The organism is Acinetobacter sp. 70_2, from assembly GCF_056736115.1.
The window spans coordinates 979,049-1,000,317 of sequence record NZ_JBWZIP010000015.1; the positions used below are offsets into that span (position 1 = coordinate 979,049).

22 protein-coding genes are annotated in these 21,269 nt (G+C 38.8%); 16 read left to right on the top strand and 6 right to left on the bottom strand.

The window, feature by feature from the left end:
- Positions 1-24 precede the first annotated feature (24 nt).
- The 5 genes from AC1PJ9_RS13620 to AC1PJ9_RS13640 are packed head-to-tail and all read left to right on the top strand — an operon-like array spanning position 25 to position 4,598.
- Positions 25-828, top strand: coding sequence for an SDR family NAD(P)-dependent oxidoreductase (locus tag AC1PJ9_RS13620; protein WP_311087532.1), 804 nt, complete (start codon positions 25-27; stop codon positions 826-828).
- Positions 825-1,571 carry an acetoacetate decarboxylase family protein gene (locus AC1PJ9_RS13625; protein WP_311087533.1) on the top strand — a complete coding sequence of 249 codons (747 nt, stop codon included), beginning with the start codon at positions 825-827 and terminating at the stop codon, positions 1,569-1,571. The genes AC1PJ9_RS13620 and AC1PJ9_RS13625 overlap by 4 nt, the downstream gene beginning before the upstream one ends.
- A 13-nt stretch (positions 1,572-1,584) precedes the next feature.
- The gene (locus AC1PJ9_RS13630; RefSeq protein WP_311087534.1) at positions 1,585-2,442 is read left to right on the top strand and encodes a metal-dependent hydrolase; all 858 of its coding nucleotides are present in this window, start codon (positions 1,585-1,587) and stop codon (positions 2,440-2,442) included.
- Positions 2,443-2,466: 24 nt separating this feature from the next.
- Positions 2,467-3,693 carry an NADH:flavin oxidoreductase/NADH oxidase family protein gene (locus AC1PJ9_RS13635; RefSeq protein WP_311087535.1) on the top strand — a complete coding sequence of 409 codons (1,227 nt, stop codon included), beginning with the start codon at positions 2,467-2,469 and terminating at the stop codon, positions 3,691-3,693.
- A gap of 35 nt (positions 3,694-3,728) precedes the next feature.
- Positions 3,729-4,598, top strand: coding sequence for a metal-dependent hydrolase (locus tag AC1PJ9_RS13640; protein ID WP_311087536.1), 870 nt, complete (start codon positions 3,729-3,731; stop codon positions 4,596-4,598).
- 152 nt (positions 4,599-4,750) lie between these two features.
- Here AC1PJ9_RS13640 and AC1PJ9_RS13645 read toward each other — a convergent pair whose 3' ends face one another.
- Positions 4,751-5,749, bottom strand: coding sequence for an NADP-dependent oxidoreductase (locus tag AC1PJ9_RS13645; protein ID WP_311087537.1), 999 nt, complete (start codon positions 5,747-5,749; stop codon positions 4,751-4,753).
- Positions 5,750-5,803: 54 nt separating this feature from the next.
- Entirely contained in the window at positions 5,804-6,607 is an 804-nt protein-coding gene (locus AC1PJ9_RS13650; protein WP_199987608.1) for an oxidoreductase, read from the bottom strand.
- 175 nt (positions 6,608-6,782) lie between these two features.
- On the opposite strand from AC1PJ9_RS13650, the gene AC1PJ9_RS13655 reads away from it, so the two are divergent.
- Both AC1PJ9_RS13655 and AC1PJ9_RS13660 read left to right on the top strand, forming a co-directional pair.
- Positions 6,783-7,034, top strand: a complete 252-nt coding sequence (locus tag AC1PJ9_RS13655) for a hypothetical protein (RefSeq protein WP_311087538.1) — start codon at positions 6,783-6,785, stop codon at positions 7,032-7,034.
- Positions 7,035-7,037: 3 nt separating this feature from the next.
- Positions 7,038-7,169, top strand: coding sequence for a hypothetical protein (locus AC1PJ9_RS13660; protein WP_311087539.1), 132 nt, complete (start codon positions 7,038-7,040; stop codon positions 7,167-7,169).
- A gap of 54 nt (positions 7,170-7,223) precedes the next feature.
- On the opposite strand, the gene AC1PJ9_RS13665 is transcribed toward AC1PJ9_RS13660, so the two are convergent.
- A complete protein-coding gene (locus AC1PJ9_RS13665; protein WP_409070588.1) occupies positions 7,224-7,850 on the bottom strand; it encodes a TetR-like C-terminal domain-containing protein in 627 nt (208 codons plus the stop codon).
- Positions 7,851-8,070: 220 nt separating this feature from the next.
- On the opposite strand from AC1PJ9_RS13665, the gene AC1PJ9_RS13670 reads away from it, so the two are divergent.
- The 8 genes from AC1PJ9_RS13670 (at position 8,071) to AC1PJ9_RS13705 (ending at position 17,142) form a co-directional block, all read left to right on the top strand.
- Entirely contained in the window at positions 8,071-9,177 is a 1,107-nt protein-coding gene (locus tag AC1PJ9_RS13670; RefSeq protein ID WP_005040279.1) for an enoyl-CoA hydratase/isomerase family protein, read from the top strand.
- Positions 9,174-10,091, top strand: coding sequence for an alpha/beta hydrolase (locus tag AC1PJ9_RS13675; protein ID WP_311087541.1), 918 nt, complete (start codon positions 9,174-9,176; stop codon positions 10,089-10,091). The genes AC1PJ9_RS13670 and AC1PJ9_RS13675 overlap by 4 nt, the downstream gene beginning before the upstream one ends.
- Before the next feature lie 38 nt (positions 10,092-10,129).
- Positions 10,130-11,590, top strand: coding sequence for a class I adenylate-forming enzyme family protein (locus AC1PJ9_RS13680; RefSeq protein WP_311087542.1), 1,461 nt, complete (start codon positions 10,130-10,132; stop codon positions 11,588-11,590).
- A gap of 80 nt (positions 11,591-11,670) precedes the next feature.
- Complete coding sequence (locus AC1PJ9_RS13685) at positions 11,671-13,272, top strand: GMC family oxidoreductase (RefSeq protein ID WP_311087543.1); 1,602 nt, start codon at positions 11,671-11,673, stop codon at positions 13,270-13,272.
- 275 nt (positions 13,273-13,547) lie between these two features.
- Positions 13,548-14,561: an alpha/beta fold hydrolase gene (locus AC1PJ9_RS13690; RefSeq protein ID WP_311087544.1), complete on the top strand. Its 1,014-nt coding sequence runs from the start codon at positions 13,548-13,550 to the stop codon at positions 14,559-14,561.
- Positions 14,562-14,585: 24 nt separating this feature from the next.
- On the top strand, positions 14,586-15,449 hold the full coding sequence (locus AC1PJ9_RS13695; RefSeq protein ID WP_151988261.1) for an alpha/beta fold hydrolase: 864 nt from the start codon (positions 14,586-14,588) through the stop codon (positions 15,447-15,449).
- Between the two features lie 47 nt (positions 15,450-15,496).
- Positions 15,497-15,883, top strand: coding sequence for a hypothetical protein (locus AC1PJ9_RS13700; RefSeq protein WP_004642957.1), 387 nt, complete (start codon positions 15,497-15,499; stop codon positions 15,881-15,883).
- Between the two features lie 8 nt (positions 15,884-15,891).
- Positions 15,892-17,142, top strand: a complete 1,251-nt coding sequence (locus AC1PJ9_RS13705) for an NADH:flavin oxidoreductase/NADH oxidase family protein (protein WP_116763032.1) — start codon at positions 15,892-15,894, stop codon at positions 17,140-17,142.
- Positions 17,143-17,209: 67 nt separating this feature from the next.
- Here AC1PJ9_RS13705 and AC1PJ9_RS13710 read toward each other — a convergent pair whose 3' ends face one another.
- The gene (locus tag AC1PJ9_RS13710; RefSeq protein ID WP_311070945.1) at positions 17,210-17,644 is read right to left on the bottom strand and encodes a winged helix-turn-helix transcriptional regulator; all 435 of its coding nucleotides are present in this window, start codon (positions 17,642-17,644) and stop codon (positions 17,210-17,212) included.
- Positions 17,645-18,358: 714 nt separating this feature from the next.
- On the opposite strand from AC1PJ9_RS13710, the gene AC1PJ9_RS13715 reads away from it, so the two are divergent.
- Entirely contained in the window at positions 18,359-18,922 is a 564-nt protein-coding gene (locus tag AC1PJ9_RS13715; RefSeq protein ID WP_311088058.1) for a TetR/AcrR family transcriptional regulator, read from the top strand.
- 38 nt (positions 18,923-18,960) lie between these two features.
- On the opposite strand, the gene AC1PJ9_RS13720 is transcribed toward AC1PJ9_RS13715, so the two are convergent.
- Together AC1PJ9_RS13720 and AC1PJ9_RS13725 are read right to left on the bottom strand one after the other, a co-directional pair.
- Positions 18,961-19,824: an alpha/beta hydrolase gene (locus AC1PJ9_RS13720; RefSeq protein ID WP_032052080.1), complete on the bottom strand. Its 864-nt coding sequence runs from the start codon at positions 19,822-19,824 to the stop codon at positions 18,961-18,963.
- Positions 19,825-19,873: 49 nt separating this feature from the next.
- The gene (locus AC1PJ9_RS13725) at positions 19,874-21,208 is read right to left on the bottom strand and encodes an MFS transporter (RefSeq protein WP_032052081.1); all 1,335 of its coding nucleotides are present in this window, start codon (positions 21,206-21,208) and stop codon (positions 19,874-19,876) included.
- Positions 21,209-21,269: the final 61 nt, after the last annotated feature.

Here is a 21,269-nt window from a genome sequence, read left to right on the forward strand (position 1 = left end):
ACTATTGTATTTTGAGCATCAATTATGAGCTTACCTATTCCACAAGCTTCCTCTCGAGCTGTGATTACTGGCGCTTCATCGGGCATTGGTGAACAGCTAGCAAAACAGTTTGCTATGCGCGGTTATTCGTTAGTTTTGGTGGCACGTCGTGTAGAGAAATTAGAGGCACTCGCAGAAAAACTAAAAGCCGAATATCAAATATCCGTAGATTTATATCCATGTGATTTGGGTGATCGGACGGCGCGAGCTAAATTTCGTGATTATTTAGAAAATATTGAAGTAGCCATTCTTTGTAATAACGCGGGATTTGCAACTTTTGGTTGCCTACAAGACTTAAATGCAGATCGAGAGCGCGAAGAAGTTGAAGTTAATTCGGTGGCAATTCATGACCTGACTTTAGCCGTGTTGCCACAAATGATTAAAAGAAAAGCTGGGGCAATACTCATTGTGGGTTCTACTTCTGGTCACCAGCCAACCCCAGCAAATGCAACTTATGCAGCAACCAAGGCATTTGCCAATTCTTTTGCCGAGTCATTACATAGCGAACTTAAAGGGACAGGGGTTAGCTGTACGCTACTGGCTCCGGGGCCAACAAAAACTGGTTTTAACGAAGTTGCAGGCATTACAAAAATTGATGGCGTTGGTGGCGGTCTTGTTTGGGTAACCGCAGAACGCGTCGCCAAAGAAGCCATTCAGGGAATGGATCGGAATTGTCGAATTGTGATTCCAGGTTTCGTTGCACAAGCCCAAACCTTTGGAGGGCGTTACACACCACGCATTATTTTGCTGCCCATTCTTAAACAAGTATTTTCGAGATTAAGCCCATGAAACAGTTGATTAATGACTTACGTGTGCCTGTGGGTTTAGCCAATCTTGGCAATAAGCTTTATCACAATGCCCACTATTTGACTGCTGTCGTTGAAGTTGATGAAAAAGCAATGGCGCGCTGGTTACCGTCTGGAATGACACTGGTTAAACCTGCCAGAGCTGATCTGTTTTGTGCGTATTTCCCAGAAAATGTCTATACGGGCGCTTACCATGAAGCGGGTCTATTTGTTCATATTAAAGTTGGCAATAAAACAGGAATCTTTTGTCCTTGGATGATTTTGGACGATGACCGCGCCATGATTATTGGCCGTGAATTGTTAGGCTACCCTAAAAAGATGGGAGAAATTAGCTGGGAAAATGATGGCAAACGCATTTTAAGTAAAGCTTCACGCCGAGGTACAACGCTCATTGAAATGGAAGCCAAGCTGGGTGAAGTCATTCATGATGCACCTCCAATTTTAGGATTACCGCATCGGAATATTACGGGTGGATTAGGAATTGGTTTACCACGTGAAGTTCGATTTACCCCGAAAGAACACTCAGTTGAAGTGCGTCAGGTTGAAATGAACTTACGTTTTACAGGCACAGCAAACGATCCTTTACATGATATGGGGTTAGGCGAAGTTATTGAGGCCAGACTACATCGCGTTGATTTGTCGGGAGGGTTAATTCCACCGATTCAAATACCTCGGTTACGTACGCCGTTATTTTTATTACGTCAGTTTAATCCACGCGTTTTATAGCTGGAGAATAAAGATGAATGCAGTTTTTGAGTCAAAGCCAGCACAAGATTTTTCTAAAATTTCCGCATCAATTGACATTACAGTGCGCCAGTTAGACTTATCTTTTCCAGATGAAATACCAGAGTTTTGGTTTAAAAATAATCCCTTGCTGACCATGTTATTTACTGCTTTGTCGAGTGCTTTTCCAGATGGTGAGCGGCAGTTTATTTATAGTGTGCGTAATTATCAGGACAAAATTAGCGATCCTATTTTGCTTAAACAAGTCCGAGCTTTTATTGGTCAAGAAGCCCATCACGGCAAAGAGCATGATGCACTTAATGCTGTCATGCTTAAAAAAGGTTATCCAGTTGAACTTATTTATAAGCGTTTTAAAAAGATGAACCGTATGTTGCAGCAACGATTTTCTTTAGAGCATCAGTTGGCTTGCACGGTATGTATGGAGCATTTAACGGCAATTTTAGCGGACTATTTTATTAGCATCGCGCCTCAAGATTTAGAGTTGTTTAATACCCATGTCAGAAAAATCTGGGCATGGCATGCGATTGAGGAAACCGAACATAAAGCTGTAGCTTTTGATGTCTACAAATCTTTAGTGAATAGACCTTACTTCTTACGGTTGGTGATGTTAGAAACCACGATTTCTTTTCTCATCATTACCACCAGAGGAACAGAAGAGCTTTTAAAGGCTTCTGGCAAAAATAGAGATTTTAAAAATCTATATGTGGGTTTGAAATATTTGCTTGGCGGTCAAGGTGTGATCCGAAAAATTAGCCGCAGTTACTTAGATTTTTATTCTAAAGATTTTCACCCTTGGCAACACGATAACCGTGAGCAAATGATGAAATTAAAAAACCTATATCTCAATGAATGATTTTTAAATTTAGGAAGAAAGAAAATGACAAAACCTAATACAAAGCCCGCATTAGTTAGCCCTTTAACGTTAGCCTGTGGCATTACCATTCCAAACCGAATTGCCAAATCTGCCATGAGTGAACAACTTGCTGATCGACACGGCTCACCTACCACAGACTTACAGCAACTCTATGCAGCATGGGCAAGGGGTGGAACTGGGTTGTTAGTTACGGGCAATGTGATGATTGACCATCGTGCTTTTGTGGAACCACGAAATGTCGTTTTGCAAGATGAGCAATTTTTACAAGCAAATAAGTTATGGGCTCAGGCTGCTAAGGCCAATGGCAGCAAAATTATTATGCAGATTAACCATCCGGGTCGTGTTGCGGTTTTGCCACTTTTGAAAAAGCCGATCGCGCCCTCAGCAGTCGGGCTTGATTTACCTGCTATGAATATTATTCGTATTCCACGAGCGATGACTGAAGCAGATATTTTAGAGCAAATTAAACGCTTTGCTACAACTGCTGAGCTTGCTGTTAAAGCAGGGTTTGATGGCGTACAGGTACATGCAGCACATGGTTATTTACTCTCGCAATTTTTATCATCTTTGGCTAATGTTCGAACAGATGGGTGGGGAGGAAGTCCTGAAAATCGACGCCGTATATTGATCGAAACGGTTCGAGCTGTACGAGCTGCAATAGGCAAAGACAAAATATTAAGCGTAAAACTCAACTCTGCCGATTTTCAAAAAGGCGGCTTAAGTCAGGAAGAGTCTCTACAAATTGCATTAGCTTTAGAAGCAGAAGGGATCGACCTATTAGAGATTTCAGGCGGGAATTATGAATCTCCTGCGCAATTAGGCTATGCACCAGATCGTTCTGCTCAGCGTGATGCATATTTTATTGACTATGCCACTGCACTTCGTAAACAAAGCAAATTACCACTCATGTTAACAGGTGGACTGCGCGATGTAGATTTTATGAACCATATTGTTGCCAATGGTACGGTCGATTTGGTTGGATTGGCTCGGCCTTTTGCAGTACAGCCAGATTTAGCCAAACAACTGTTAGCAGGAAAATCGGTATTAAAACCAGCAAAAATTCCAGCCATTGGATACAAACCCGTAGATGCCTATTTACAACTCGCTTGGCATGCTTCGCAATTTCGCCGTATTAGCAGTGGGCAACAACCCAAAGCGATTAAGGGCTTAGTGCGAACATTGATTGCCTTTGGTCCACGTATGGGTTTTAACATTTTGACTCAGGATTAATGGTAAGCGCTTTTGATATATAAGGATTTATTATCATGAATAGTTTAATCAGACAAAACCATGTGATTGTTCCGCGGCGTCCTGTATTTAATTTTACTGAAACGCCAACGCATTGGATTTATGACGATCCAATAGTTTCACAAATATTAAATTCAATTAACCCGATTACACCTGCACCAGAACGTTGGTTTTGTCAGACGTTTAGAGATGCATTGCCTTATATTAAAGATGAAAAACTTAAAGAGGCTGCAATTGCTTTCATTAAACAAGAGGGCGCTCATAGTTATGGGCACACTCTTGGAACGCGACATATAGAAGCTTTGGGTATCGATTTAAGTCGTTATACCAAGATGACGAATTGGATATTTAATGACATGATTGGCCCAAAACCATTAGGCTATGAATTGAAGCATCCACGCTTAAAGGCGATGTGGCTAACGACCCGATTAGCAATGGTGGCTGCTGCCGAGCATCTAACAGGAGTATTAGGGCATTGGGTTCTTAATGCAGAGGGATTACAACAAGCACCTGTCGATGTGGAAATGTTACGTTTATTGCAATGGCACGGGGCTGAAGAGGTTGAGCACCGTGAAGTAGCCGATGCAATGTTCAGATATTTTAGCAATAGTAATGTACTTCGAGTGGGGACAGCGGTTTTCACGTTCCCTCTATTTATTGTTTTGGCTTATGTTGCTGTCGAAAATCTAGTAGAACAAGATGCGCAATTACCACATCGTTTTCGTTTCAAAGATTATTTCCGAGCAGCTCGACAAGACCGTGTGCCTAAAGTTGATAATATAATATTTGCATGTTTGCGATACTTTAACCCCAACCACAGCCCTTTAAATGAAGGGTCAACTGAGCAAGCCTTAACTTTTTTATCTACAATAAAACAACTTAACTAAATAAAAGCTTGTACGAATATTGCTTCTTTTAGGCTCAAAAATAATGAATAAGACCTTTTAATTCATCTTATTAATAGTCTATAGCCGCCATATGAGCGGCTATATAATTTTCGAACCCTTGCGTAATCTAGATAATATTTGAGCTATGTACCTTATTCATCAAATTGTAAAACAACTTTCCCTTTTGCTCGTCCAGTATTTACATATTGGAGCGCTTCTTTAATTTGAATAAAGTCATAGGTTTGGTCAACTACGGGTTTAATTTTTCCAGCTTCTACCAGTTCAGTAATTTTTGAGAGCTGTTGACCATTTGGCTGCATAAATAAAAATGTATAAGTAATGCCGCGTTTTTTTGCTTTATGTCGAATTGACCAGCTTAACATCGGAATAACACATTTTAGGAACCAGTTCGGATTAATTACCTCTGCAAAAGCATGGTCAGGTGGTCCTGAAATACTAATAAGACGTCCACCACGTTTAAGAACGTTCAGTGATTTTTCTAAGGTTTTCCCGCCTTGTGTATCTAAGACTAAGTCGTAATCTTTAAGTTCTTGCTCAAAGTCCATTGTTTTATAGTCAATGATGATGTCAGCACCTAGCTCTTTCACCCAACCACTGTTTTTGGCACTGGTTGTGGTTGCTACTGTAGCGCCAAGTGATTTGGCAAGTTGAATTGCAATTGAACCTACACCACCTGAACCTGCATGAATAAGCACTTTTTGACCAGCTTTAACTTTTGCAATTTCAACTAGTGCTTGCCATGAAGTTAAGGCAACTAATGGTAGGGCTGCCGCCTGTTCCATTGAAATATTTTTCGGTTTCAGTGCAAGTGAAGACTGTTGAACCACAGTATATTCAGCAAAAGCGCCGTTTAAATCTGTCTTGGCATAGACTTCATCTCCAGCTTTAAACTGGGTAACCTTCGATCCAACTTCTACGACTGTACCTGCAAAATCATTGCCTAATATAAAAGGAAACTTCACTGGGAGAATTGCTTTAAATTCACCCTCTAAAACTCTTAAGTCGAGAGGGTTAATGCTGGCTGCATGAACTTTAACGAGCACAGCGTCTGCTGTTAGTGGTGGTTGAGATTGTTCATCGAGCTGTACGTCATCAATGTTGCCATAACGGCTAATGTAGGCTGCTTTCATTTGAAACCTCTATTTCTCAAAATTATTTTAAAGTTTTATAGGCTTGGGTTTGTTCTAAACTTTCAAGCTGCGGTGAATTAATTTGTCAAAGATCTTTGCAGGTGCAAATCGTCTTAACGCTTTTAAGCTTTTTGCAGTTTTTCCTGCTGTGTAGCGTGGCACAACATGTTGACTTTGAATGACCGCTAAAATTGTATTGGCAACCACACTCGGGTCATCTGACTTATTAATTGAATTAATCATTTGTTTATGTAGCTTTTCACGAGTTTGATCGTAAAAAGAAATTTTATTATCTGCTTCGAGTAAGTTTACTCCCAAAGAAGTATTAGTGTAAGCAGGTTCAATAAGTGACACACGAATGCCTTGAGATCTTAATTCGTGATCTAAAGATTCAGAGTAGCCTTCAAGGGCATGTTTTGAAGCAGCGTAAAGTGCACCAAAAGGCAGAGGTAAAAGCCCAAGAATTGAACTGATATTTAAGATCAATCCTGAGTGTTTCTGGCGCATATGTGGAATCACAGCACGAGTCATTCGAACCGCACCAAAAAAGTTGGTGTCAAAAATAGCCTGTGCTTGCTGCATTGAACTTTCTTCGGCGCCAGCAGGTGCTATTGCAAACCCAGCATTATTAATTAAGACATCAATTTTTCCTTCGCTTGAGATGACTTTCTCAACGGCTTGGGCAACTGAATCATCTTGATTTACATCTAACTCAATAAGATGAAATTTGTATTTTGATGAATCTTTTGCTTGTCGGCTTGTGCCATAAACAATAAATCCAACCTCATGTAAAAGGTTTGCTGTTGCTAAACCAATACCAGAAGATGCACCTGTAATTAGAACTACTTTACCAGTCATACCATTTTTTCCAATTTGAAGGTGTTCGCTATTCAGTTTCACCTTGATATTTTCATCATAATCTAAAAACAAAATAGTTACTACTAAAATGATAGTGACTTTTATCGAATTTATTTCTAGTTTTTATTGGCTCATACGATTTTCAAACCAATTTCAAAATTAATGGAGAAAGAAATTGCATACAAAAAATAAAAGCTCTGCAAATCATTCACTAACCTTAAAGCTCAATGTTGATGGGACTTTATTTACTTATGGTGAATTTGGAAAAAAAGAAGGCACACCAATTATTCTGCTAAATCATTTTAGTGCTGTAATTGATGATTGGGATCCTAGAGCCATTGATGGGATTGCTAAAGAAAAGTGGAGCATCATCTTTGACAATCGGGGTGTTGGCGGTTCACAAGAAAAAACCCCAGCTACTGTTTAAGCAATGGCTGATAACGCGATTGAATTTGAAACGCTTGGTTTAGTTTTATTAATTATTTACCCAGACACAGGTTACGGAGGAATATTTCAATTTCATCAAGACTTTGGGGGAAAGGTAATTCAGTTTTTAGAATAACTTCAATATTGTATAAAATGATGCCTCGGATGACATCATTTTATATAGCTGGCTTTATACGATATTCTTTGAATTCCAGATAGTTAGAGCTTTACTCGCCGCATTTTCTGCTATTTGTGCTTCTGCACCTAATCCAACTATTAGATTAATACACATTGGAATTAGAATTTCGGTGGTTGGATTAGAGCAACTGGTAAAATGTTGCCCAAGCTCTAACATAATAAATCCATGCAGTGCACTCCATAACTGTGCCGCCATAACATCAGGGTCAATGTCTCGAATATATTTTGCTTCTATCAGATTGACACATTCTTGACGTAAGTATGAATAAGAATTTTTAAATGCTTCTGTACTTTCATTGGCTGAAGCTTCACTTCTCCGAAGTGGTGTATATCGTCCCTGAATAGACAAGCCAAACATCAAATCATAAAGATGCGGATTAGCCATAGCAAAATTTCGGCATTCTAAAGCCATTAAACACATGTTTGTCATTGGCTCGTCTGTGTTTTCTATACTTTTAAATAAACGAGCTTGTTGGGTAAATCCTTCGTCAGCTATGGCTTGCAGCAGCTCAGGCACCCCGCCAAAGTGAGTATAAACACCCATAGTGGACTGACCTGCTTCTAAAGCAACAGTTCTCGCTTTAATTTGAGAAGGACCTTGGTTTTCGATTATTCGCATTGCTGCTTCTAATAAACGTGTACGAGGACTTTTTTTTTCCATAACAAAGTTATTGCGCAATAAAAATAACATTGTTATATTAAACCATAACAATGTTATTGTTAATGCTTAGTAGCTACTAATTTCATATTTTTTAAATAAAAGTTAAGCAAAGCTGAACGGATTCTTCCAGCGAGATATCGAGCTTAGAGACATAAAATGTGGTGACTAGGATTGCATCATGAAGATACTTAAAAGTGCTGTTTTGTCAGCAGTAGCAATAAGTTTAGCGGCCTGTAGTCATTATTCTCAGTCGTTAAATACAAGTAATAGCAAGGCTAATGTTAGTCAAATAAAGAAGGGTTCTGAAATGATTAATAGTGAAATACAGAGAAAGCACATTAAATTGGAAACTCATGACAATGTGCTCATTGCTCACTTAGATGGTGGTCCTTATCAGTTAATGGGACTAGATATGGCTGAAGAGTTATCTGAACTATTAGATGACCTTGAAAAAAAGCATACATCTGTTGAGGCAGTAATTTTTACTGGAGATCATCCAGATTATTTTATTGCCCATGCTGATGTCCGTTGGTTGCAAGAAGGTGGAGCTAGTATTCCAAAGCTGGGGCTAAAAACTTCTTCTTTGGTTGCACGTACATCTAAAAGTATTAGGGGAGTTCCAGGTTTAGAGCAGCTAGCGGAACTTACCCCTTTAGATGGTGGTATGCAACTAGATAAATTGCATGAAACTTTTTTACGAATGAATAGAAGTGGTGTGATTTTTATCGCAGCATTAAATGGCTCTGCTCTGGGTTTGGGTAGCGAGTTTGCACAAGCCTGTGACATCAGAATTATGGCTGATGGCAATTATGTGATTGGCCAACCTGAAGTCTTACTGGGTATTAATCCAGGAGGTGGTGGGACTCAGCGATTAACGAGATTAGTGGGAACTCATCGAGCGTTAATGATGATGCTTGAAGGAAAACCTGTATCTCCAAAAGTTGCGTTAGAAATTGGCTATGTAGATGAAGTCGTGCCTAAAGATCAGTTGATCGATAAAGCTTTAGAGCGAGCAATTTATTTAAGTAAACGTCCTAAAACAGCACGCGCTGCAATTAAGCGTGCGGCATATTTTGGTGGGTCGGAAACATTAGAAGAAGGTCTGCATAGAGAGCGAACTGAATTTATTCATATATCCCCAACAGAGACAGCACAAAAGCTCATGAAAGGCTATCTAGAGCAAACCGATCAACGTAAAAAATTACCTTTCTATGATGCTGAAGTATTTCAAGAAACTTTAAAGAGTGGCTCACTTCCATTAGCGTCTGAAGGAAATAAAAAATGAATAAAAATCAAGTAAATGTTTCTAAATATCAGGTTGTTAAAGAAGATATTCGTTTTGATTCAGGTGAAACTTATTGTTCTGCATGGCTATTTTTACCTAAAGGAGTAACAAAACCTCCTGTAGTTGTGCTTGGGCATGGCATCGGTGCAATCCGAGAAATGAGATTAGATGCTTTTGCAGAACGTTTTGCCCAAGCGGGTATTGCTGCTTTAGCCTTTACCTATCGATATCTTGGCGACAGTGGTGGTGAACCTCGCCAACTCATGTCTGTAAATCGCCAGTTAGATGATTGGGAAGCAGCTTTAAAATTTGTAAAAAACTATCCGTCGCTTGATGGTGAGCATGTAGGAATTTGGGGAAGTTCTTTCGGTGGAGGGCATGCAATTACTATTGCGAGCAGACATCCAGAACTTAAAGCTGCAATCGCACAGTGTCCGTTCACAGATGGTTTAGCTTCAGCGTCTGCACTAGGCTTAAAAGATACCTTAAAAGTAATTCCAGTCGTAGCCAAAGATTTATTTGCAAAACTATTTGGATTGCCGCCAGTCATGGTGCCAATTGCAGCTCCTCCGGGACAGCCCGCTCTTATGAACGCTCATGATGCGTTAGAGGGGTATCTAGCATTAATGCCAGAAGGTGTCGAATTCGTAAATTACTTAACCGCAAGAATTATTCCAGAAATTCTAAGATATCGACCTGGATTAGTCGCCTCTAAAATCCAAAGCCCAATACTATTTTGTGTTAGTGATACCGATACGGTTACACCAGCAGGTCAGACTTTAAAACTAGTTAAAGATGCTCCACGTGGTGTTATTAAGCGTTATGAAGCTGGGCATTTTGATTTTTATACAGGTGAGGCTTTTGAGCAATTGGTTAAAGATCAAACTCAATTCCTTAAGCAAAATTTCAATTAACTTGCTGTGATTTCATCTAGATTTGTAAAGGAACTACTATGCAATTTACTATGCTTTCTAAATTAAGGGCAGAGGAAGCCCCAAATGCTCACTGCATTTCTGACTCGAACATTTCTTTAACTAATTATGAGTTTCATAAAGCTGTTCTTCGAGCAGCTGGCACAATGGATAGCCAAGGTATTTGTGAGGGTGACGTTGTCGCACTTATGCTACCAAATCAAGTTGAATTTGTTGTTGCCATGTTTGCCGCATGGTATTTAGGAGCGGCTATAACTCCAATTAATCCTATGCTTACGCACAAAGAAGCAAATCATCAGTTAAAGGATTCAGGAGCAAAACTACTCATCAATTTAACAGGTGAGAAAATCGATAATAATGTCTCTTCAATAGCTGTAACTATGCTCAAGCATGGTGATGAGTTTCAACATGCTCCAGTTGTTAATCCTGAGGCATTGGCTTTATTAATATATACAAGTGGTACAACGGGCTTACCAAAAGGAGTCATGTTAGATCATTCTAATATTATAGCGATGACTGAAATGGGGCGTGAGGGATTACAAATATCAGAAAAAGATCACTGCCTTTTAATTTTGCCCTTATTTCACGTCAATGGAATTGTAGTAAGTATTTTAGTTCCTCTTGCTTCAGGTGGGCGTGTAACCATCCGTCAAAGATTTGATTTAGAAAATTTCTTTACTGATATAGAGCAATTGCGCCCAACATATTTTTCAGCTGTACCTACCATTTATGCAATGTTATATGCCTTGCCTAAAGAGGTTGTGCCAGACGTATCTAGTTTACGTTATGGCGTTTGTGGTGCGGCGCCTGCTTCAGCTGACTTACTCGTTAATTTTGAAAAGCGATATGGTTTTCCAATAGTAGAGGCATATGGCTTATCGGAAGGTACGTGTGGCTCTACATTAAATCCAGTGAATGGTATCAGAAAAGCTGGAACGGTAGGGCTGCCATTACCCGGTCAAAAAATAGCTATAGCTGATTTTAATGGAAGACATTTAACTGTAGGTGAAATCGGGGAAGTGTTGATTCAAGGTAAAAACGTTATGCGGGCTTATCTGAATAAACCAGAAGAAACAGCCAAAACGGTTGTAAATGGTTGGCTACACACAGGTGATATAGGTCGAATTGACGATGAGGGATATCTTTCAATCGTTGGGCGATTAAAAGAAATGATTATTCGTGGGGGCGAAAATATTTATCCAAAAGAAATTGAAGATACATTGCTTGAGGTAGCCGAAGTTTTTGAAGCGGCTGTGATTGGTGTTTCTGATGAAAAATGGGGGGAAGTAGTTTGGGCATTTATCTCCCTTAAGCCTAATGCCGAATGTTCAATTGATCAAATAAATCAGTATTGTAAGCAGCATTTGACTCGTTATAAGCAACCAGAAAAAGTGATTGTTCTTCCGAATCTTCCTAAAAATGCAGTTGGTAAAATTGATAAACCTAAGCTTCGTGGGCTATATCAAGTTCAGGGAGCATAAAATGTCGAAATTACTAAATATCGTCATGCATCTAAAAAATGGGTTGTCCAAAAGATAACAAGCTAGAGTGAGGAATTATTATGCGAAACACTTCTTCTGACAGCCCATTATTTGATTACGACTGGGTAGTTATAGGTTCTGGTTTTGGTGGTAGCGTTTCTGCCTTACGCTTAGCTGAAAAAGGCTATCGAGTTGCCGTATTAGAGCGTGGAAAACGCTATAAAGATGAGGACTTGCCTAAATCGACTTGGCAACTCAGTAAATTTTTATGGGTACCTTCAATTGGATGGAAAGGGATCATGCGAATGAAGATTTTTCGCCATGTTTTTTTTCCTAGCCAATCTGCTGTTGGTGGTGGTAGTACGGTTTATGGGGGAGTTCTCTATCGGGCTAGACCAGAGTTCTTCAAAAACTCTCAGTGGAATCATCTTAGTGATTGGCAACAGGTTTTAACACCATTTTACGATAAAGCCGAATATATGCTGGGCGTAGAGACTGTTGAATTTGATTCTACAAATCAAAAAATTGCTAGAGAAATGGCAGCTCATTTTGATTGTAGTGATGGATTTAAACGATCTCCTACAGGTGTTTTTTTCGGTGAGCCAGGCAAAAAAGTGCCTGATCCTTATTTTGGTGGAGATGGTCCAGATCGCACTGGATGTATTCGCTGTGGCGCATGTATGGTTGGTTGTCGAGTCGGAGCAGTAAACTCATTAAGTAAAAACTATTTATGGTTTGCTGAAAAGAAAGGTGTTCAAATTTTTCCAGAACATCAAGTCACTGATATTAAACCTTTAAATGCATCAGATGGAAGTGATGGCTATCGCGTTACAGTTCAAAAAAAAGGGTTGTTCTTTACTAAAAAAATTACGTTTTCGACTAAAGGTGTCGTGTTTGCAGGAGGCGCACTGGGAACCAATGAATTATTAGCCAATTGTAAATTGAATGGTTCACTACCGAATATCAGCAATAAATTGGGACAATTGGTGCGTACCAATAGTGAATCTGTGCTTAATGTAAGATTGCCCAAAGATCTAAAAACGTGGAATGACGTTACTGCAAGTAGCAGTGTACATATTGATCAAAACACACATATTGAGTTTTTGACCTATGGGCGACATGCGGACTTTATGAGTTTGATGTATACCGTTTTAGTGGGTAACGGAAATCGATTAACACGCCCACTCAAATGGTTGTGGCAAATTGTGCGGCATCCGGCACAATGGCTGAAAACAGTGTCACCTATTGGATGGAGTCAGCACATGATTACGTTGTTAGTAATGCAATCTTTAGATAACTCAATCCAATTTTCACCTAAAAAGCGGTGGTTTAGATCGGGCTACAAATTGATTACTAAGCAAAATAATGAGAAGCCAAATCCAACATATATTGATATTGCCAATCAGGCTGCACAGTGGGTAGCTGATTATACAGGTGGTGTTGCACAGAGTAATATTTTAGAAGCAATAGCTGATATACCGACGACAGCACATGTTTTAGGTGGGGCTGTCATTGGAAAAGATGCTGCTCACGGTGTGATTGATCATAATTTACAAATATTTGGATATAAAAACTTATTGGTTTGTGACGGATCAGCAATGCCAGCAAATCCTGGGGTAAATCCAGCTTTAACAATTACTGCTTTAGCTGAATATGCAATGTCTAAAGTAATAGAACCCTAGAGATATCCAACCTTTAAGTCTTGAACTGATGATCAGTAATTTTAAGGGCTGTTTTGTGTATCAACACGAAGCAGTCCTTTTTTATTTCATTTAATTTTTGCAAGAAATTCAAGTAAATAATAGTTAGTACTAAAAAGATAGTGACAAACGGAATTTATCAATATATAGTTAGTATTAAATCGATACCTACTCTGTTTTTATCTTTTCTCTCTTTGAAAGATCACTCATAAAAACAGATGAATCAGATCAATGAATTAAATTTGAGGATCAGAGAAATGAAATTTTTATTAAATACAGTTGCTATGAGTTTGACGGCGATATCTATTTTTAGTGCTCCCTTAACTCAGGCCGAGACTGTGGAATCACTCTCTTTTAGCACCCCCTTAACTAAGGCGAATGAAGTGTCAAAAAACAGTGTTATCAATCAGCAAGCCGGTCAAAATCCCCAACTCAATACAAATTGGACAAATGTCCCAACTCAATTTATTAGTGCAGGTGGCGTTAACTTCGCTTACCGAGAATATGGTCAACAAAACGGTGGAACACCTGTCATTTTCTTAAACCATTTAGCTGCTGTACTAGATAACTGGGATCCACGAATTATTGATGGAATTGCGGCAAAACATCATGTTGTTGTGTTTGATAATCGCGGCGTTGGTGCTTCGACTGGTGAACCAGCAAAGTCAATTGAACAAATGGCAGATGATGCGATTACTTTCATTCAAGCAAAAGGCTTTAAGCAGGTTGATTTATTCGGCTTCTCGATGGGCGGCATGATTTCACAAGAGATTGTGCTAAAACAGCCGAATTTGGTTCGAAAAATGATTTTATCGGGAACTGGCCCTGCAGGCGGTACTGGAATTAGTACAGTCGGGCGAGTTTCTAATTGGGATTTAGTTCGTGGAATGGTGACTGGTCAAGACCCTAAGGTTTATCTTTTCTTCACTCGTACAGAAAATGGTAAAGCTTCTGCAAAAGCCTTTATTCAACGTATTAATGAACGTACCGAAAACCGTGATAAAGAAATCACCATTTCTGCCTATCGTGCCCAGCTCAAGGCATTAAAAAAATGGGGAAGTAAAAAACCTGCTGACCTTTCTGTGATTCAACAATCTGTTCTTGTTGCCAATGGCGATCATGACCGAATGGTGCCAACAGTAAATACTTATGATTTAGCAAAGCGCTTACCGAATAGTTCACTTGTAATCTATCCAGATGCAGGTCATGGGGGAATATTTCAGTTTAATGAAGATTTTGTAAAACAATCACTTACATTCTTAGCTAAATAAGAACTTAAATTTAGGACTATGACCATGACAACAATTACACACCAAACAGCCGAGACCCAATTCATTGAAGTAGATGGAGCAAATTTTGCCTATCGTCGATGGGGTAACTCAAATGCAGGGCAACCACCGCTATTTTTTCTTCAGCATTTCCGAGGTGGTTTAGACAATTGGGATCCACTGATTACTAATGGTTTAGCTCAAGGACGTGAAGTCATTTTGTTTAACGGCCGCGGCATTGCTTCATCTACTGGCCAACCCCGTACTCGCATTGAAGATATGGCAGACGACGCGGCAGCAGTCATTCGTGCATTAGGCTTAAAGCAGGTTGACCTATTAGGCTTTTCACTGGGCGGGTTTCAGGCACAAGATTTAGTACGTCGCCACCCTGAACTCGTCAGAAAACTAATGCTTTTAGGTACGGGACCAAGAGGTGGCAAACCACGTGGAGATGATCCAGAAGTTGCCGCTTTGGTATTGAAGCATGCAACAACTGCTGTGCCTTCTGAAGAAAACTTCCTCTTTTTATTTTTTGGCCGATCTGAAGCTGCTATTCAGGCGGGTCATGAATTTTGGCAACGTCGCCATGAGCGTAAAAACCAAGATCCAGCAAGCTCAGTTGAAGTCATGCAGGCACAAATAGAAGCCAATATGCATTTTTTACCTAAACTTGATGAACAAGATCCTTTTGCACATTTACGTGAGATTAAACAACCTACTTTCATTTTAAATGGTGTCGATGATGTGATGATTCCGACCATCAATGCATATCACATGGCACTTAACATTCCAAACGCTCAGCTATTTATTTATCCCGATGCAGGACATGGTGCCCAATTTCAGTACCCTGAACGCTTCGTAAAACATGCAATCCAGTTTTTAGATGAATAATGCCCATGAGTTCCGTCCATTCAATTTGATGAATCAAGAAGATAAAAATGATGAAATTTAAATTATTGCTGTGGATGCTGACCAAGCTCATGCAGCGTGCTGTAAAAAAGAACCCGAAATGCGCAGCTTATGTGAAAGATAAAAATGTCATCTTTCAGATTCAAACAGCAAGTGGTGAAGGCCGCTATTTCGAAGTGAAAAATGGCAAGATTAACTCTTACTCAGGGCTAACCAAATCACCAAGTTTTACCTTTACGTTTAAAACGGGTAGCAAAGGGTTTGCCGTGTTGTCAGCGAAAGACAGTGTAAACACTTTTTTAACTGCACTTAAAACACAAGACCTTGTCATTACTGGAAATTTTGTGGATGTGATGTGGTTTCAAAGTTTAGTGGACTTTATTCAACCCCATTCAAAACCCTCTTTAACTGTGTGAGATAAGCCATGACTCATCTGCAATTAAAAACGAATCTTTTGAATCAGCCTTTAACTTTACCGAATGGTGTCATCATTCCAAACCGGTTAGCGAAGGCTGCAACCAGTGAAACTTTAGCCAGCTATTCAAATAATCCAAACGAAAAACATGTTCGGCTATATCAGCGTTGGGCCGCATCAGGGATTGGGATGATCATAACTGGCAACATTATGATTGACCGCAAAGCCTTAGGTGAGGCTGGTAATGTAGTGGTTGAGGATGAACGTGATTTTGCAATTTTACAGAAATGGGCAAAAACCGTGACCGAACAAGGTTCTCAATTATGGGCACAGTTAAATCATCCGGGAAAACAATCACCGAAAGGATTAAATGTACGGAATATTTCTGCATCGGCAGTGCCATTTGGTGCAGAAATGCAGTCTTTATTTGCAACACCTGATGAAGCAACACACGAAGAGATTTTAGAAATTATTCAGCGTTTTGGGCGTAGCGCTGCGATATGTAAAAAGGCTGGCTTTAGTGGAGTTGAGATTCACGCTGCGCATGGTTATCTGATTAACCAGTTTTTGTCACCTTTGCACAATTTAAGAAATGATGAGTGGGGTGGTACACCAGAAAAACGTCGCCGTTTCTTAATGGAAGTTTATGCAGAGATCCGAAAACAAGTCGGTAAAGAGTTTCCTATTGCGATTAAGCTTAACTCGGCAGACTTTCAAAAAGGCGGGTTTACCGAGCAAGATTCTTTAGAAACCATTCAGGCATTAGCGAATGCAGGCATTGACCTGATTGAAATATCGGGTGGTACCTACGAATCTGGAGTAGCCAAAGCTCCACAAAAAGCATCGACAATCGCACGCGAAGCTTTCTTTATTGATTTCGCCGAAAAAGTAAGAACACTCGTAAAAACGCCGTTGATGGTAACAGGTGGATTCCGAACTGTAGAAGGTATGGATCAAGCTTTGCAGTCACATGCATGTGATGTTATTGGAATTGCAAGACTTATGGCAATTGAACCTGATGTACCCAAATCTTTACTGGCAGGAAAAAATGGTTTTCAGTCAGTGCAACCCATCAAAACTGGCATCAAAAAAATTGATAGTCTGGGGATTATGGAAGTACTTTGGTATACCCAACAACTCAAACGGATTGGTAAAGGTAAAGAGCCGAAACCTAAGGAAAGTGGGTTATGGGCATTTATTAAATCAGTTTTACTCAGTGGTTGGGGAACTTATGCCACCCAACGTAGCCGAGCAAAATAACCCATTTACTTTACATCAGGCCAATAAAAAGCACTCCAATTGAGTGCTTTTATATTTAAATCATTCATTACTTTTGACTGATCGGGCGAGTACCAATTTCGGCTCCCGTCACTTGGTCAATTACAATAGGTTTGATTTCAGTGCCTTGTTCTGCATCAATGAAAGTTACCATTTTCTCAGGTTGCTCAAAGGGTTTATATTTTCGACCCCATGCACCAATCACAAATAAAGCTGGTAAAAAATCTTTACCTGCTTGAGTTAATACATACTCTTCACGTGGTGGGTGTTCAGAATATTGTCTTTTTTCGAGTAAGCCTTCTTCTACTAAAACAGCTAACCGTTTTGTTAGCATGGTTGGTGCAATGCCTAAGCTTTTACGAAACTGATCAAAACGTGTAAAACCTGCATGAGCATCTCGTAATATCAACATGCTCCACGCATCACCTAAAACTGAAAGTGTTCTGGCGATTGGGCAGACTTCAAGATTGCTATTTTTACTCATATCAAATTAATCAACTTAATGGTGACTACTAAAAAAATAGTAACACAATTCCACTTAATAAGCTATTAAGGGTTTGTATTAGTCTAAGAAAATGATTGTATTTATAAGATATTATTAAGTTGATATTTATAGTTTTAGTTAATTATGTAATCTAATGAAAAACAATAATTAATTAAATAATTTCTAGCCAATTTCACATTGACACCTTAATTGTTCAAGATTACCATTTGCGGGCTGGCCTACATTGCCAGTCGGTTTTGACGGACCGAGTTTGTAAGACCACATCAGAGCCATTCCTTCTGAGGGATACTCATATGTGCACACCCCGTTCCCTCCCGTAGCGGTAGGACGGGAGTGGGACACCTTCGGGTGTGCTGGAGTCTTACCCAGTCCGTCAACCTGCTTCCGTTCTGCCACCATAACTTATAATGCTTTGGCAGAACTCCCAAAAGAAGGAGTTGGCTATGCACATTCATAAATTATCGGCAGTCACTGTCAAAAACTATCTCGACACAACTTAAATCAATTTAAAGCAGTTTGATGAGCCATAGGCTTTTCAGGCTTTAAATCATTACGTCTAAAACTTAGCAACAATAAAACTTGAGATGTGCCAAGCACAGTCTTTACGGCTTTGCTGTGCCTTTTTTTCTCCAAGAAAAGGCACAGGCTTTTTTATCTCTTTTAGCAACAACAAGAATTTATAACGGTAAAACGATGCCAACTTTAGAAAGATCTTCCAAAAAATTACAGGTTCTTCATACCGCAATTGAGCTGTTCAATCTCTATGGATTTCACAATGCGGGTGTGGACTTAATTGTCAAAAAATCCAAAATTCCTAAGGCCACTTTTTATAACTACTTTCACTCAAAACAGCGACTTATTGAAATGTGCGTATCCTTTCAAAAAAGCAAACTCAAAGAAGAAGTGCTGGCAATTATCTACTCAAGCCGTTACCGAACCTCAAGCGATAAACTTAAAGAGATTATTGTTTTACATGTCAATTTTAATAGCCTGTACTATCTATTACTTAAAGCCATTTTTGAAACTAAACAGATTTACCCGCAGGCCTACCGTATAGCGCTTGAATATAGAAAATGGCTGCTTAAAGAACTTTTTGATTTAGTTTTTAGTTTGGACACCCATGCACTAAAACCAAGTGCCGACATGGTTTTAAACTTAATTGATGGCTTGATGTTCCAGATTTTAAGCTCAAAAAGTTTGGAAGAGAGGGATGTGGTGGTGGAGAGGTTTTTTACAAATAAGCAAATACATTTATAAATAGATGGCTCTATTGAAAGAGCCATAATCTTATAAACTTAGTCAGAGATTATTTCATACATTTTTTTAAATAACAGACTATCTTTGTCGGCAAGGGTATTCACAATATCAAAATGATTATGTCCTTCATCTTTAATTAATGAAACGTTTAATCCTTTTTCTTTGCATATTGAGTAGAAAAAATTGGTTTGATTTTTGAAACCTTCTGTCTCTAGCTCTCCTACACTGAGTATGAGTGGTGCAGCATTTTCTGGCAATGGTAAATTTTCATAAGGGCTGAGGTTAGTTGCTTGTTCTGGACTGAGTTTAAGCCATTCATTAATGTTGGTATCACATAAGGGTAATAAATTATAAAGGCCACTTAACCCAAGAACACCTTTAATGACATTTTTTGGCAAATTAAATTCTTCTTGCCAACAATCATTCCACAGCATTGCAACCAAATGTCCTCCAGCTGAACTCCCGCCTATATATATTTGCTCAGGGTCTATGCCATAATTTTTAGCATTATGGTAAATCCAAGCAATCGATGTTCTTACTTCTCTCACAATTTCAAAAAGTGATGCTTGAGGACAGAGGCTATATTCAATTGTAGACACCGCTATTCCATGTGCTACAAAATTTTCAGCCATAGAGCAAGCATCATCTTTACTTTGTGCCCGCCAATAGCCTCCATGGATATAGATAAAAATTGGTGAAGGCTGTTTCTTTGCTGGAAAAATATCTAATGTTTCTCTTCTAGCTAAGCCGTAATGTAGATTATATAAGCCTGTAATCGCATCTTTGGATTTCTGCGCAAGTCGTGCATATTCCTTCATACAAGCATCAAAATCAGCCACTGAATTTCTTGCATTGTATTGAATTTCTCTTTCTTGAAGATTTGAGAAGAATAGGTCTGTCATATAAGCCTCGATAACAATTTATTTAATAAAAGGATAGTAATTAATTAGTTCAGACAACTTTAAATTTTTGTTTAGCTATATTTAGCTCCCGATACCACTTAAGTGCTAAACAAATAAAAGCAATAAAACTAGGTACGGCTAAACTTAAGAAAATTGAACTCATATCTAGCTTTAAAGTAAAAATGAAAGAACCTAAAAATGATCCTAAAATTGCCCCAATACGGCTTATTCCATGCATCCATGAAACGCCAGAGCCCCTACAGTTCGCTGGATAAAAAAGAGTAGCTAACGGAAATAATGCTGTTTGGGCACCTGCTAATAGGCCTCCAATCATAAAGATCAGTATTGAAAAGAGGCTAATGTTTGTATGCGTAAAGCTAAGAAGAATGAATAATAAGAATGCCGAGAAATATGAAGAAGTAATCACTTTGGTTGGATTTAATCTATCCATAAATCTACACATGATCATAGCTCCAATCACACCCCCGAATGGGAATAAAGTAGACATAAGACTTAATTGTTGTAGATCAAAACCAACAGTTTTTAAAATTGTAGGCATCCAGCTTGTAAAAAGATAAAACACTAATAAACTCATAAAAGAGCAAAGCCATAACATTAATGAACCAAATAAGTATTTGCTAAAGATATCTTTAAGTGGATTATTTTGTTCAACAACTTCCTTTTCCGCTAAAGATAAGACAAACTCTTTCTCAATTTTTTTTCCATGTATTTTTTCTAAAATTAAAAGTGCTTTATTCTGTTGGTTATTGATAATAAGGAATTGTGTGGATTCAGGCAGGGAGAAAATGAGTACAAGGGTAAGTAATGCAGGTATCAAGCCAATAATAATTAATAATTCAGACCAACTAAAAATTTTTAATAGATAAGCTGAAAGGAACCCTCCAGAAGATACTCCCATTAGAAATCCACAACCAGCTAAACCCGTGAGAAATGCTCGATGCTTTTTAGGCATATATTCTGAAACGATTGTACTAACATTAGGCATTGTTGCACCTAACCCAAGTCCAGTAATAAATCTATAGATAATGAGTTCTGCTGTATTGGTCGAGTAAGCAGAGATTATTGTAAATATAGATAAGATTAGCATGCTGATAATCATTATTTTCTTTCGGCCAAACTTATCTGCAAAAATACCTGATATTAAGGCGCCAATACTCATACCGATTAAAGCAGCACCAAATACAGGAGCTAATTCGGCCTTTGAAATTTGCCATTCATCTAACAAAGGTGGTGCTATAAAACCTATGATTCCAGTATCAAGTCCATCACAGAAAAATACTAAGAAACCTAAAACAAAGACTACCCACTGGAGGGGGGCTAGTTTTTCTCTATCTACAATATCGTTCACATCTATTTTAATCATATACATTCCTGAAATTTATTTAAATATTCATAAAAATGTAGAATAGGTTTTATGAATTTAG

Excerpts from the sequence above, each read along its gene's own strand:
- AC1PJ9_RS13665 (WP_409070588.1), bottom strand. The coding sequence starts at position 7,850 with ATGCGAATAATCGAAAACCAAGGTCCTTCTCAAATTAAAGCGAGAACT.
- AC1PJ9_RS13630 (WP_311087534.1), top strand. The coding sequence starts at position 1,585 with ATGAATGCAGTTTTTGAGTCAAAGCCAGCACAAGATTTTTCTAAAATT.
- AC1PJ9_RS13650 (WP_199987608.1), bottom strand. The coding sequence starts at position 6,607 with ATGACTGGTAAAGTAGTTCTAATTACAGGTGCATCTTCTGGTATTGGT.
- AC1PJ9_RS13635 (WP_311087535.1), top strand. The coding sequence starts at position 2,467 with ATGACAAAACCTAATACAAAGCCCGCATTAGTTAGCCCTTTAACGTTA.
- AC1PJ9_RS13625 (WP_311087533.1), top strand. The coding sequence starts at position 825 with ATGAAACAGTTGATTAATGACTTACGTGTGCCTGTGGGTTTAGCCAAT.
- AC1PJ9_RS13715 (WP_311088058.1), top strand. The coding sequence starts at position 18,359 with ATGCCAACTTTAGAAAGATCTTCCAAAAAATTACAGGTTCTTCATACC.
- AC1PJ9_RS13670 (WP_005040279.1), top strand. The coding sequence starts at position 8,071 with ATGAAGATACTTAAAAGTGCTGTTTTGTCAGCAGTAGCAATAAGTTTA.
- AC1PJ9_RS13620 (WP_311087532.1), top strand. The coding sequence starts at position 25 with ATGAGCTTACCTATTCCACAAGCTTCCTCTCGAGCTGTGATTACTGGC.
- AC1PJ9_RS13700 (WP_004642957.1), top strand. The coding sequence starts at position 15,497 with ATGATGAAATTTAAATTATTGCTGTGGATGCTGACCAAGCTCATGCAG.
- AC1PJ9_RS13645 (WP_311087537.1), bottom strand. The coding sequence starts at position 5,749 with ATGAAAGCAGCCTACATTAGCCGTTATGGCAACATTGATGACGTACAG.
- AC1PJ9_RS13675 (WP_311087541.1), top strand. The coding sequence starts at position 9,174 with ATGAATAAAAATCAAGTAAATGTTTCTAAATATCAGGTTGTTAAAGAA.
- AC1PJ9_RS13695 (WP_151988261.1), top strand. The coding sequence starts at position 14,586 with ATGACAACAATTACACACCAAACAGCCGAGACCCAATTCATTGAAGTA.
- AC1PJ9_RS13640 (WP_311087536.1), top strand. The coding sequence starts at position 3,729 with ATGAATAGTTTAATCAGACAAAACCATGTGATTGTTCCGCGGCGTCCT.
- AC1PJ9_RS13720 (WP_032052080.1), bottom strand. The coding sequence starts at position 19,824 with ATGACAGACCTATTCTTCTCAAATCTTCAAGAAAGAGAAATTCAATAC.
- AC1PJ9_RS13725 (WP_032052081.1), bottom strand. The coding sequence starts at position 21,208 with ATGATTAAAATAGATGTGAACGATATTGTAGATAGAGAAAAACTAGCC.
- AC1PJ9_RS13705 (WP_116763032.1), top strand. The coding sequence starts at position 15,892 with ATGACTCATCTGCAATTAAAAACGAATCTTTTGAATCAGCCTTTAACT.
- AC1PJ9_RS13680 (WP_311087542.1), top strand. The coding sequence starts at position 10,130 with ATGCAATTTACTATGCTTTCTAAATTAAGGGCAGAGGAAGCCCCAAAT.
- AC1PJ9_RS13660 (WP_311087539.1), top strand. The coding sequence starts at position 7,038 with ATGGCTGATAACGCGATTGAATTTGAAACGCTTGGTTTAGTTTTATTA.
- AC1PJ9_RS13685 (WP_311087543.1), top strand. The coding sequence starts at position 11,671 with ATGCGAAACACTTCTTCTGACAGCCCATTATTTGATTACGACTGGGTA.
- AC1PJ9_RS13690 (WP_311087544.1), top strand. The coding sequence starts at position 13,548 with ATGAAATTTTTATTAAATACAGTTGCTATGAGTTTGACGGCGATATCT.
- AC1PJ9_RS13710 (WP_311070945.1), bottom strand. The coding sequence starts at position 17,644 with ATGAGTAAAAATAGCAATCTTGAAGTCTGCCCAATCGCCAGAACACTT.